Below are 13,504 nucleotides of genomic sequence, written 5' to 3' on the forward strand. Positions count from 1 at the left end.
CCCAGGATTGTGTGGGGAGATTTCAAACAGGACGATAGACGCGATAGTTAATCTTGGGAAAGATATTGTCAATTTTCTCGACTTTCTCCAGCCAGCCTGCATCAATCTTGCCCAGCTTGATATCATCGTAAAGCTTATTAAAGCGCATCAAATGCGATCGCGTTCGTCTAACTGCATAAGGTACCATTGTCTCGGTGCGCATAATAAATGCCCAGTCTGACGATTGCGCTAGTAGTAACTCTCGCGCTGCTTGATTTAATGCCTTCCACTCCAACTCGTCGGTAGCTTCCAACGTTGACAGCTCAATCATCCGTTCTGTGGCTTTGTGCAGATGAGGGTAAATCCAGGTATTGGTTTCATTGAGCCAGTATTCATGAAACCCCTGATACCCCCAGCTAGATTGAGAAGGTTTACAGACTTGTTGGATCGGATGATTCCGCAAATAATCTGCCAAATGAGTCATTTCATAGGTGTTCTGGTCATACCACGACTTACGGAGCAAGACATCCAGAAACCAAGGACCCTCGTACCACCAGTGACCAAATAACTCTGCGTCATAGGGAGACACCACAATTGGAGAACGCTCTATCATTGCTGCTAGATGTTTAACCTGCTGCTGGCGATTAAACATGAAATTTCCAGCATGTTCCGCAGCTTTGTCTTTTGCCCAATACGGATCATACAGTTGTTTTTCCCCTAATCCTGTACCACGGTCTGTAATTTTGTGATACTTGATACCCGTATTCTTCCGCTGTCCATGGGGCATAATATATGGTTTAATGTAATCATAATCTGCTTCCCACCCTAAATCCTTGTAAAATTCCCGATATACTGGATCCCCTGGATACCCGACTTCCGAAGACCACACCTGCTGGGATGACTCATGGTCACGACCAAAGGCAGCAACTCCTGTCTCAGTATAAATGGGAGCATAGGTACCAAACCGTGGTCGGGGACGAGCGTAGAGAATACCATGACTATCCATCAGAAAATAGCGCAAACCAGCATCTGCTAGCATCTCCTCAATCCCTTCGTAGTAAGCGCATTCCGGTAACCATATGCCCTTGGGTGGACAGCCAAAGTTTTGCTCATAATGTTCACAAGCCACCCGAATTTGAGCCCAAACTGCTTGGGGATACATTTTCATCAAAGGAAAATAGCCATGGGTGGCACCGCAGGTGATAATTTCCAGGTTATTACTGTCTAAAAATTGTTTAAATGCCTTGACTAAATCCCTTTCATAGTGTAACCATGTTTGGCGAATAGTGCTGAACTCTTGAACATAATGTTGCGCTAGGTAACGGATATGACCATTATGCTGATTATGCTCAACCTCCTTCTTGGCTAGTTCTTCAAGCAGTGACAGATGGCGCTCATAACGTTCTTGTAGTAGTGGATCCCGTAGCATCGACACCAAAGGTGGTGTCATACTAATGGTTATTTTGAAGTCAATCCCATCCCGCTTTAATCCCTCAAAAACATGTAGTAGGGGAATATAGGTTTCAGTAATGGCTTCAAATAGCCACTCTTCTTCTAGAACATAATCACTTTCTGGATGCCTAACAAACGGTAAATGGGCGTGAAGGACAAGAGCAAGGTAGCCAATAGCCATGATCAAGTAGCAGCCGTGGGTAGATTATTAAAGGAGAATTGACGCAATCCGCGATAATGTTACATTATTTTAAGATTTTAGTCTCAAATAGACTGGGAAAGTGCCAGAAAAGGGCTGGTTAGTAACGAGACTATAAAATAATAAAATAGACATTAAATTGTAAGGAAGCACACATCACCAACAAAAAATAACAAATCTTAGTCTTATTCCAGCCTTATTGGTTAAGAGTGCTAACACCAAATTGCATGCAGGCAGCTACACAAACACACACTAACTCCCCAACCTTTCTACAACTGCTGCTGTTTGTCGATGAACGTCCCGGTTCCCGTAAACAGCTCCAGTCTATCCACCATTATCTGGAAACTCTTAAGACAGAGTATCCCTTTGAACTAAAGGTTGTGGATGTTGGGGAACAACCCTATCTAGCTGAACACTTTAAGCTAGTAGCAACCCCAGCACTGATTAAGATTAATCCGAAACCCAAACAAACCCTTGCAGGTAGTAATCTAGTTGCCCAGCTGAAGAGCTGGTGGCCCCGCTGGCAACGCTCTCTAGAAGAAAACCAAACCCAACTTACCCAAGGATTGCCTTTACAACCAACTGTTCGCTCATCTAACTCCTCGGCTGAGACATTACCAGAGACAGCTGGTTCCCTAGCTTGTGCCTTGGAACTGATTCGACTCTCTGACGAAGTGTTTCGCCTGAAGAAAGATAGAGAAGAATTGCTTGAGCAGCTGCAATTTAAAGACCAAGTCATATCCATGCTAGCTCACGACTTGCGTAGTCCTTTGACAGCAGTATCCATTGCCTTGGAAACCCTACAGCTAGAACAACCAGTAGCCAAGAATGGTAGAAAAGCTGGCCTGACGCCACAGCTAAAGGAACGGCTGTTTGAGCAAGCTCGTAATCAATTGCGCACTATCAACCGGATGGTAGTGGATCTGCTGCAAGCTAGGAAGGGAAGTAATGCTGAATTCAACATCCGACCTCATAAACTGAATTTGGGCAGACTTTGCCAAGACGTTCTAGTTCAGATGCACGAACAGTTTCAGCTCAAGGCTCAGGTTCTGCAAACCGACATCCCACAAGACTTGCCTCCTGTCTACGGCGATGAAGAATTGGTGCGTCAGGTGCTAATTAACCTGCTGGATAATGCCATTAAGTATACTCCCAAAGGAGGGAAAATTGCTGTGTCTAGCATCCACCGTACTACCCAGAAAGTTCAAGTCAGCGTTTGCGATGATGGTCCTGGTATACCACAAGAAAATCGCGATCGCATTTTTGAAGACCACTTCCGCCTTAAGCGAGACGAAGCTATAGAAGGCTATGGGTTGGGCTTAGCCCTATGTCAAAAGATTATCCGTGCCCACTATGGTCGCATTTGGGTTGACTCACCTATCAAGGGTGGCAGCTGTTTTCACTTCACCTTACCGATTTATCGATAGGAAATGGGGTTGAAGGTACAAGCTTTAAGGTTTAAAGCGCTTTATCAGTTGAATCGATCAGGTAATCGCGCTTTACTGCATCTAATAATTATGAGAAGCGAGCTAAGCTACTATCAGGGATTCAGTCTCAGAGTTCCAAAAGTTAAATGCGAGAAACCTTAGCTTACACTTTACCCACAACTCGCAGTGACACTTCATACTTCATACTTTCTCCCCTCTTGAGAGCGCAAAGCCGCAATAATCTGAGTATTGGCTTTGGGGAAGGGAAACTGATCTACTTCATCTAAGGTGACCCAGCGAATCTCATCACATTCAATAGGTTGCGGAACACCACTGAGATGGCGACAGTGGTGTACACTTAGCACCACACGGAAGTGGCTGTAGGCGTGATTGATTGTGATCAGGTGTTCCCCAACCTCAATCTCAATGCCCAATTCTTCCTGAATTTCTCGTTTAATACATTCCGGGACAGTTTCACCAAGCTCAATTTTGCCACCAGGAAACTCCCAAAGACCACCCAATAAGCCTTTTGCAGGTCGGCGGTCGATTAGAATTTGTCCCTGGTCGTTCCAGATTACAGCAACACCGATATTTTTTGTGGGTAGGGGAGAAGATGGTTCACGCATAGGTATTTCAGATTGAATACCTAGATTGTAAGCCTGACAGTAAGATTTCCAGGGACAATCAGGGCAATTGGGAGTTTTCCGAGTACAGATAGTTGCTCCCAAATCCATTATTGCTTGGTTAAACTCTCGAGGATGTTGATGATCTAGTAAAGCTTCTGATAGCTTCCATAATTGTTGAGTGGCTTTGGCAGGTGGTATCGGCAATGCTACCAATCGTGCTAGTACTCGTTTCACATTACCATCGAGAATAGCCACTGGCTGATTGAAGGCAGCGCTTAGAATACCACCTGCTGTTGTTTTACCAATTCCTGATAAGGCTAAAACCTGGCTCAGCTCTTGGGGAAAAACACCACCATGAGACTGCATAATTAGTTTAGCGCAGGCGTGCAAGTTGCGAGCACGGGAGTAATATCCCAGACCCTCCCAAGCTTTGAGGACTTCCTGTAATTCAGCAGATGCCAGATGTTCGAGGGTGGGAAATTGCTCCATCCAGCGGTGATAGTAGGGAATGACCGTTTTGACCTGGGTCTGCTGTAGCATAATTTCAGACACCCAGATGCTATAGGGTTCCCAACTTCGTCGCCAAGGTAAATCTCGACCAGCTCTGGCATACCAGTCCAAGAGTGATCTTCTTTGGTCCTCAATAATGGAAACCGACAGACTCAGATTATGATCTGCCGATATTCGATTGGGCATTTTCTCGCTTAAATCTATAGATTCAGCCCTTTTAGGCCAAGGTTTGACTAATCTTCCTCCAGAGATTGAGATTCAGCTATTTGCAAAGACTTGTCAAAAACCATACGTTGTTCAGCGTTCCTAAGGAAATAGCCGCTAACCATGGCTGAAGCCAAAAGGCGACCTAGATTCTCACGGCTAGTACTGATAGTTACGCCAAAGTCTTGGGAAGGCAAGTTTCCCAACATTCCCATAATATTGTTTTCCATCACCTGATAGACTTCCGAAGACGTTGGTCTAGACAGCTGGGTAATGGTTTCTGGACTCATTGATTGAACATACTGCCAAAGTAAATTATTGTCAGAATCTTTATCAAAGAATTCAGGAACATGATTGGGATTGGATGCGTTATTCACCGTTTTACCTCCTAGCGATGGCTAATTCCGGTTTTTCTACTAGAGTTGGCAGCCAATGATGGTGTTTATCTGTTTAGCTCTACTGCTTCGTATTTGTAATTACTTTAACAGGCAAGTGATCATGGCAAAGTAGGTGGAACCGAACCATCTAGGATCTGATTTTCTCACCTATTGGTCATTAGTCATTGGTGATTGTAGCTAATGACTAATGACTAATGACTAATGACTAAACCGACTCAGAAAAAATTAACTCGCTGGGATATATTCCCGCATATCCCCTTGACGCTTACGAAGTTTAGCGATCGCTTCTCGTTCGATTTGTCGCACTCGTTCACGGCTGATGTTGAGGTGTTGACCAATTTTGGCTAATGTCATTGGTTCTTCCTCTGCCAAGCCATAACGAAGTCTCAACACCTGCCTCTGCTGCGGTGTCAAATCATCCATGAATTTCTCTAAGTCTAGCTGCATTAACGATTGAGTCACAAAGTCTTCTGGTCCAGGACCGGTGTCTTCGAGCAACTCAACCAATTCTGTATCTTTGTTATCCCCCACTCGCAACTCCAAAGATAGGGGTTGACGTGCTTGCTCGAAGTACTCCCGCAATTGTGATGGTGTTAGGTTCAACTCAATTGCCAATTCTGAGATAGTAGCTGTTCGTCCCAGCTTTTGGGAAAGTTGGCGCTGGGCTTTTTTGATTTTGTTTAACTTCTCGGTAATATGGATAGGAAGGCGAATCGTGCGCCCTTTTTCTGCGATCGCACGAGTAATTGCCTGCCTTATCCACCAGTAGGCGTAGGTAGAAAAACGATAGCCTTTGGTAGGGTCAAATTTTTCTACACCCCGCTGCAAGCCGATGGTTCCCTCTTGAATCAAGTCCAGCAACTCAAGATTACGCTTAATGTATTTCTTTGCCACTGCCACCACCAATCGCAAATTGGCTTCCACCATCTTGCGTTTAGCGGATTCACCAACAGCGATGCTAGACTTTAACTGAGAATCCGTTAAGCAAGATGCTGTTGCCCACTCAGAAAACGTAGGTTCACGACCCAGCTGTTGGACAAGGGACTCTTTCACTTCCTTTAAGGTTGTTAACTGCTTAACCTTTTTCCCGTAAAAAATTTCCTGCTCATGGGTCAGTAATGGTACACGACCGATTTCCTTTAAATAGGTACGAACTAAATCTGTAGAGTCCTGAGCGGTTTTCATTGGATTCGATGGCGTTATCAGTGATATTTAAATTAAGAAAATTAAAGCAAACCATGCTGGTTTTCCAAACCAGATGATAAGCTTTGTGGGATTTGAGTTAAATTATTTTAATAAATTTAACATAACTTAACTAAATTCCCGAAGAGGGTGTAAGGTAAGATGACCCAAACAGTTTGGATTGCCAGACACGGAAACCGCCTTGACTTTGTTAACCCCGAATGGTTCAACATGGCAGAGCGACCCTATGATCCACCGCTTTCAGTAGATGGGGAACTGCAAGCAGCGCAACTGGGTCAACGCCTTGTAGGAAAAGGAATTAGGCATATATTCGCCTCACCGTTTTTACGAACTGTCCAAACGGCTAACCAAGTCGCAGAAATTCTGGATTTACCTATTAAGCTAGAGTTGGGTTTAAGTGAATGGCTCAATCCTGAGTGGATGGCAACTGAACCAGAAAGACTGCCTAATGAAGTATTGCACAAGCAGTTTCAGCGAATTGACACCAGTTATACTTCCTGTGTAATCCCTGAATATCCAGAAACAAGTGTTGCTTTACTCAAACGAACAGGTGAAACGGCACAACGTATCACCGCTCAATTTTCAGAAGATTTACTACTGGTTGGTCACGGACCATCAGTAGTTGGAACCACTCAGGGACTAGTGGGTGCCACACAAGACATTAAAGCATCCTTGTGCTGTTTAGTTAAACTAGTGCGCCAAGAAAAACAGTGGGTGATGGAACTTAATGGAGATACCTCTCACCTGAGTCAGACAGAAGATGTCATCCGGTTTAATTGAAGGGTATAAGCTTCCTTAGCATACTAAGGTTATTTTGTCAAAAGTCTACAGCCATAGTCTCCTTTGACTCATCATCTCACACTTCCTTTCGCCCAAGGGGCGACAGTGGCGCGAACGGGTAAGACCTAGGGCTAATCTGGCTGAGAAACGCGCTTTGACCCATAACCAATCACCAAAGACCAATCATACACTAACTGTTCGTAAATTTACAGGTTTCAATATAGACAAACTAGCTAAGACACCGTAGTTTCCACGAGGGCTAGAAATTAAGACTGTGCAACAATTTAGGCATCATAGGGTGGTGTAATATCTTACCATCACCTAAGGTTGGGCGGCGAGTGTTGCCCCTATTTTCTTGGTATGGGCATGAATCGACGCCTTGCAATGGTCAGTGGTCAATGGTCAGTTGCATGCATGTAATTAGCACTTAGCCCATAACTAAAAGCTAGTAGCTGCAAAACAACTGACAATGGACAACTGACCTCAAATCCCCCGAATTGATTGGTGGGGATGGGCTGAAAATTATGGTACAGCGTTGAGTTGATGGCTGAATCTATGTCCAGTCTAGGCTAGACAGTTCCGCTCTTAGCTAATTTTATTGGTTATGTTACCTGAGCATGCACCCATGGAATCGAGCACTGGACATCAAAGAGTGGACTATTACCTCTTGAAAGTCCAAGCGGAAATGATTAACCAGATTGCCCAGGTTACAAGGGGGACGTTAGTCCTCAATGAATTGCTACCTACCATAGCTAATCAATTACATCAAATCTTGCAAGTGAGTGGCTGTTTAATGTTTCCCACTCACGACCCTCCAGCTATGGCAACTCATCAAGTTAGCTTTCCCATTACCCAATCAGTGCACAGTACAGCCGAGCCATGTCTGATCGAGGTATTTCGCCACCTATTTGAGAGTTATCACTCCTGGCTAGCTCAGGGCAAACCGTTGATTATTCCTGAATCAGAGGGAAAACTCCCACCAGAACTGAGGCAATTAACCTATCCATGTGACCTGCGTGCCATCATGATGGTGCCACTGCTGCATGGGCAGTCTTGTCTGGGTAGTATCACCTTGTATCAGTGCGATCACGAACGAGAATGGAGAATCCAAGAAATTGCCTTTATCCGAGAGATCGCCGATCATTTTGCCATTGCCCTAACCCACCAAGAACTCCAGCAACTCTATCAAAAACAAAGCCAAGAACTTAAACAAAAAGAGTCTGCACTAAAAGTAAGCGAGGCTAGAAACCGAGCCCTCTTAGAAGCCATACCAGATGTAATCTTTCGTGTCAATCGGGATGGCTTTTATTTGGATTGGAAAGCGGCCAAAGAAAACCCTGTGCTGTTTCTCACCGATAACTGTATTGGGAAACATTTACATAACTGTTTACCCACTGAGGTAGCAGGATTAATTTGGGAGCATGTGGAAATAGCCCTAGAAAGTGATGTGATGCAAGTTATTGAGTCCCCAGTCAGACAAGATGGTAAACTCCGCTACTTTGAGGCTCGTATTGTTAAAAGTGGGTTAGATGAAGTTGCTGTTATTGTCCAGGATATCACTGAGCGTATTGAAGCACGACTCACCCTAGCACAAGTCAATGATGCTTTGGAAGTCAGAGTTCAACAACGTACCGCTGCTCTGAGGAAAGCGAACCAAGCACTCAAGGGGGAGATTATTGAGCGCCAGAAGGCAGAAGAGCAGTTGCGGCAGAGTGAAGAGCGGTTTCGTAATGTCGTAGAAATTAGTAGCAATTGGATGTGGGAGATGGATGAAAATGCTGTCTATACCTACGCTAGTCCCAAAATCTGGGATTTACTCGGTTATGAACCATCAGAAGTAGTGGGCAAAACTCCGTTTGACTTAATGTCACAGGAAGAGGCAAAACGTGTGATGGAAATTTTGGCTTCCTTTACCGTTTTAAAACACCCCTTTAGCAACTTGGAAAATACCAGAATTCACAAAAATAGTCAGTTAGTGGTTCTGGAAACCAGTGGTGTACCAATTTTTGATCGTCTTGGCAAGTTTTGTGGTTATCGAGGGGTTGATAGAGATATCACTAAACGGAAACAAACAGAATTAGAAATTATCAATGCACTGGCTAAAGAAAAACAACTTGGGGAGCTAAAATCTCGGTTTATTACCATGACATCTCACGAATTTCGTACCCCTCTAACAACGATTTTTTCATCAGCAGAGTTACTGGAACATTACGGTAATAAATGGTCAGAATGTAAAAAAAATAATCACCTACATCGCATTCAAAACATGGTTCAACATATGACCAGAATTTTGAATGATATCTTGCTTATTGGCAAGGTAGAAGCCGGTAAAATAGAGTTACAGCTAAAGCCGATAGACTTGGAAAGTTTTTGCACCGATTTAATTTATAAAATCCAGCTTAATGACCGAAATTATCACACAATAAAATTTACTTATAGCTTAGAAAATTTTGAAAAAAAATTAGGTAGTAATCATGGAAAAAATAATGCGGCTAGTTCGTTCTTATCCGCCCGACCGTATATGGATGAAAAATTGCTTAGGCAAATTTTGGATAATTTGCTGAGTAATGCACTGAAGTATTCTCCCAAAGGTAGCACGGTTGAGATTAAACTCACTTGCTCTGCCAATCAGGCTATCTTTAAAATCAGCGATCAAGGTATTGGTATTCCTGAAGAAGACCAAGGACTACTCTTTGAGACGTTCCATCGAGGTACGAATGTCGGGACAATTACCGGCACTGGCTTAGGACTGGCAATTGTCAAAAAGTGTCTCGATATCTACCAAGGTCAAATTGATCTAGAAAGTGAGGTAACTGTCGGTACAACGTTTACTGTAACCCTGCCAATATATTACTTGCTATCAAATTAATCATGAGAAAAATATTAGTGATTGAAGATGAAGAGTTTGTCCGGGAAAACATTATAGAACTCCTGGACGCTGAAGGGTTTGATGTCATTGGAGCAGAAAATGGTCGTGTTGGTGTTAATTTAGCTAAAGGAACTATCCCAGATTTAATTATCTGTGATGTCATGATGCCGGAAATGGACGGTTACAGTGTCTTAACATCCCTTCGTCAAGACTCAATGATGGCAACAGTTCCCTTTATTTTTTTAACGGCAAAGGCGGCTAAAAATGATTTTCGTCAGGGTATGGAACTAGGAGCAGACGACTATATTACCAAACCCTTTACCAGAGCAGAACTTCTAGGGTCAATTGCCAGTAGACTCAAAAAAAAAGCTGCTGTTCATAAGCATTACAATACTGAACTTCAGGAAGCTAAAAATAAACTCAATTACTTGATCCACCATGACAGCTTGACCAACCTACCTAATCGGCTGTCGTTGCGAGAACGGTTTAAGCAAGTAAAACAACACATCGACGATAATCAAAAACTGGTTACCTTTCTGTGTTTGGGTTTAGATCGGTTTAATCAAGTTAACAATAATCTCGGTCATTTTTGGGGGGATTACTTACTAAAATTTGTTGCTCAACGCCTCACTAATTTTGTGGATAGTCAGGGTACAGTTGCTCGTTTAAATGGCGATCAATTTGCTGTTATTATAGCCACAGCTCAACACAAAAAAGATGTCATCAATCTTGTCCAAAGCATTCTTGACAGCCTCTCTCAAACCATCGTTCTGGATGATCAAGAAGTTTTTATCACCGCCAGTATTGGTATTGCCATTTATCCCCGTGATGGTGAAGACGTTGAACAATTACTCAATCATGCCAACCAGGGGATGCTTGAGGCAAAGCGTCACGGTGGTGATCAATATCAGTTTTACACCAGTGCATTGAATGTCAATTCTTCAAATCATCTTACCTTGCAGAGTAGCTTACGCTATGCTTTGGAACGGGAAGAATTTCAGGTTTACTATCAACCCCAAATCAGTCTTGAGACAGGAAAAATTGTTGGTGCTGAAGCTCTATTACGTTGGCATCATCCAGAACTCGGTTTGGTTCCCCCAGCAAAATTTATTCCAATCGCCGAAGAAACGGGTCTGATTCTATCCATTGGAGAATGGGTATTACAGCAGGCTTGTCAGCAAGCTAAACTCTGGCAAAATGATGGATTTACCTCTTTTCGTATAGCAGTAAATTTATCAGGTCGTCAATTTAATAAACCGGAATTTTACCATAATTTAGTAAAGATTTTGCAGTCAACTGAGTTAACCTATCGAACTCTAGAATTAGAACTAACTGAAAGTATACTAGTAAAAAACACTGAGACGGCTATTCGTCAGTTAAATGAGTTTAAAAACCTAGGCTTAGAAATTGCAATTGATGATTTTGGTACCGGATATTCTTCATTAAGCTATTTACAACAATTCCCCTTTGATGTTCTCAAAATTGATCAGTGCTTTGTCCGTAATATTGTGCATAAGCCTAACCAGGCTGCTATTACTAAGGCAATTATACAAATGGCAAAAAGTTTAAATCTACAACTGATTGCTGAAGGAGTAGAAACTCAAGAAGAATTGGCTTTTATTTATTATCATAAATGTGATCGAGTTCAGGGTCATTTGATTAGTAGGGCTTTACCAGCGCCGGAATTTAAACGTTTACTCAATAACGGTATTGGCTTCCCACTACCTCAAGTCAATTAGATTAGTTTCACAAAGCGCAAAAAAATGGTAAGAACAAAAATTCTGTTAATTGAAGATGAACCTTCAGTACGAGAAAATATACTGGAGTTACTGGAGGCTGAGGACTTTGAGGCGATTGCTGGTAGTAATGGTCGGATTGGTATTGAGTTAGCCCAGCATGAATCGCCGGATTTGATTATTTGCGATGTCATGATGCCAGAAGTTGATGGTTATGAGGTATTGCAGACGTTGCGCAAACATCCTCATACGGCAACCATTCCTTTTATGTTTCTCACAGCTAGAGCTGAAAAAACTGATCAGCGCCAAGGAATGGAATTAGGAGCAGATGATTATCTGACCAAGCCATTTACTAGAGTAGAACTACTAGGAGCAATTACTACTCGATTGGAAAAGCAAGCTGCCCTTGAGTTGCAAAAAGATAAAAAACTGGATGATTTGCGCAGCCATATTACACTGTCTTTGCCCTATGAAATGGATAAACCCCTAAATCGGATTCTGGATATTTCTAAACTAATCATGGAGAAATGGGAAAGTTTGGAACGATATCAAATTAAGACTATGGCAGAAGATATCCATCATTCGGGTGAAAGGTTATTAAGGTTAATTCAGAACTTTTTACTTTATGCAGAGCTTGAAATAATCGCTACAGATTCCAATAAAATCGAAAATTTGCGAAAGACTACCAGTAAATTGCCTAATCCGGTTCTGGCTAATTTGATTCAGAATCTTGCTCAAAAGACAGGACGGGTTGCGGATTTGCAATTAGATTGGCGAGAGGCTACTATTGCTATGTCGCAAAACCGACTTAATAAAATGTTGGAAGAGTTAATTAATAATGCCTTTAAATTCTCACAAGAGGGAACACCTGTTTGGGTAAATAGCTATTCAGAAAATAATACGTTTATCTTGTCAGTCCACGACAAGGGACAAGGGATATCTGAAGCTGAAATGGCAGAATTGGAAGCGGACTTACAGTTTAAAGGTAACCTCTACGAACAACAAAGCTCAGGGTTGGGGCTAGTGATTGCTAAACGTCTAGTTGAGTTACATGGTGGTAAATTAACAATACATAGTACACTAGGAGAACAAACTACAGTGCAAGTAATGCTACCCCTAATCTCCAAAGGGCTACTCCCTTGACCAAGAACCATTTAGGATCTACCATTTACCATGGACTTTCTTTCCTTAAGTTAGTACCTATCCTAGCAGAAACAATATTATATTATATTATGGAATGACTTGGGTAGGTTATATGCTTAAACCAAGAATTGGAGGTATTTTGTAACTTGGGTTGTAATCAACTTAACCGTTATGGCAGGACATAGTAAATGGGCAAATATTAAGCGTCAGAAAGCGAGGGTTGATGCAGTTAAAGGTAAGACCTTTGCTAAAATCTCTCGGGAGATTATAGTAGCTGCTCGCAATGGTATCCCGGATCCGGAGGGTAATTTTCAGCTTCGGCAAGCGGTGGAAAAGGCTAAGGCAGCAGGGATTCCTAATGACAACATTGAAAGAGCGATCGCAAAAGGAGCCGGTACCCTAGGCAATGAGAGTGACAATCTTGAAGAGATTCGTTATGAGGGGTATGGTCCAGGAGGCGTTGCGATCTTGATAGAAGCTTTTACTGATAATCGGAATCGGACAGCAGCTGACCTGCGCTCAGGATTTACTAAAAATGGTGGTAATCTGGGTGAAACAGGCTGTGTTAGCTGGATGTTTGAGCAAAAGGGTGTCGTTACGCTTACCGGTGATATCACAGAAGACCATTTGTTAGAAGCATCCCTTGAAGGGGGAGCTCAAACTTATGAGTTGAACGAGGATTCCGAAGGTGTAACGGCTGAGGTATTTACAGAAGTTAGCAACCTGGAAAACCTGAGTCAAATTTTGAAAAATCAGGGCTTTGAGGTGAGTGAGGTGCAGTTGCGCTGGATTCCTAGTAATACGGTGGAAGTGACTGACCCAGATCTGGCGCGGACGCTTTTAAAATTAATGGATGCTCTGGAAGACTTGGAGGATGTACAAAATGTTACCGCCAATTTCGAGATGTCCGATCAGCTGATGTCCCTGAGCATGATCTAGCAGATAGAATATTATAAACCACTATAGGTAATTTTAAAT

Annotated in this window: 10 protein-coding genes; 6 read left to right on the plus strand and 4 right to left on the minus strand. The window is 42.7% G+C overall.

The window, feature by feature from the left end:
• Window positions 1-22: 22 nt before the first annotated feature.
• Window positions 23-1,612 carry a glycoside hydrolase family 57 protein gene (locus tag BJP37_RS27685; protein WP_075903679.1) on the minus strand — a complete coding sequence of 530 codons (1,590 nt, stop codon included), beginning with the start codon at window positions 1,610-1,612 and terminating at the stop codon, window positions 23-25.
• A gap of 227 nt (window positions 1,613-1,839) precedes the next feature.
• Here BJP37_RS27685 and BJP37_RS27690 point away from each other — a divergent pair, with 227 nt between their 5' ends.
• Complete coding sequence (locus tag BJP37_RS27690; RefSeq protein WP_075903681.1) at window positions 1,840-3,057, plus strand: histidine kinase; 1,218 nt, start codon at window positions 1,840-1,842, stop codon at window positions 3,055-3,057.
• A 194-nt stretch (window positions 3,058-3,251) separates the two neighbouring features.
• Here BJP37_RS27690 and mutY read toward each other — a convergent pair whose 3' ends face one another.
• The 3 genes from mutY to BJP37_RS27705 form a co-directional block, all read right to left on the minus strand.
• On the minus strand, window positions 3,252-4,379 hold the full coding sequence (mutY, locus tag BJP37_RS27695; protein WP_075903683.1) for an A/G-specific adenine glycosylase: 1,128 nt from the start codon (window positions 4,377-4,379) through the stop codon (window positions 3,252-3,254).
• A 47-nt stretch (window positions 4,380-4,426) separates the two neighbouring features.
• On the minus strand, window positions 4,427-4,774 hold the full coding sequence (locus tag BJP37_RS27700) for a DUF760 domain-containing protein (protein WP_075903685.1): 348 nt from the start codon (window positions 4,772-4,774) through the stop codon (window positions 4,427-4,429).
• A 246-nt stretch (window positions 4,775-5,020) separates the two neighbouring features.
• The gene (locus tag BJP37_RS27705) at window positions 5,021-5,980 is read right to left on the minus strand and encodes an RNA polymerase sigma factor, RpoD/SigA family (RefSeq protein ID WP_075903687.1); all 960 of its coding nucleotides are present in this window, start codon (window positions 5,978-5,980) and stop codon (window positions 5,021-5,023) included.
• Window positions 5,981-6,139: 159 nt separating this feature from the next.
• Between BJP37_RS27705 and BJP37_RS27710 the strand changes: the two genes are divergently transcribed.
• From BJP37_RS27710 to BJP37_RS27730, 5 genes are all read left to right on the plus strand, one after another.
• Entirely contained in the window at window positions 6,140-6,778 is a 639-nt protein-coding gene (locus BJP37_RS27710) for a histidine phosphatase family protein (RefSeq protein WP_070395255.1), read from the plus strand.
• A 625-nt stretch (window positions 6,779-7,403) separates the two neighbouring features.
• Window positions 7,404-9,647, plus strand: coding sequence for a sensor histidine kinase (locus tag BJP37_RS27715; RefSeq protein ID WP_229415467.1), 2,244 nt, complete (start codon window positions 7,404-7,406; stop codon window positions 9,645-9,647).
• A gap of 2 nt (window positions 9,648-9,649) precedes the next feature.
• Window positions 9,650-11,386: an EAL domain-containing response regulator gene (locus BJP37_RS27720; protein WP_075903691.1), complete on the plus strand. Its 1,737-nt coding sequence runs from the start codon at window positions 9,650-9,652 to the stop codon at window positions 11,384-11,386.
• 24 nt (window positions 11,387-11,410) lie between these two features.
• Window positions 11,411-12,526, plus strand: coding sequence for a hybrid sensor histidine kinase/response regulator (locus BJP37_RS27725; RefSeq protein WP_075903693.1), 1,116 nt, complete (start codon window positions 11,411-11,413; stop codon window positions 12,524-12,526).
• A 171-nt stretch (window positions 12,527-12,697) separates the two neighbouring features.
• The gene (locus BJP37_RS27730) at window positions 12,698-13,465 is read left to right on the plus strand and encodes a YebC/PmpR family DNA-binding transcriptional regulator (protein WP_075903695.1); all 768 of its coding nucleotides are present in this window, start codon (window positions 12,698-12,700) and stop codon (window positions 13,463-13,465) included.
• The last annotated feature ends 39 nt before the right edge of the window (window positions 13,466-13,504 follow it).

The sequence above is a fragment of the Moorena bouillonii PNG genome, assembly GCF_001942495.1.
Classification (GTDB): Bacteria; Cyanobacteriota; Cyanobacteriia; order Cyanobacteriales; family Coleofasciculaceae; genus Moorena; species Moorena bouillonii.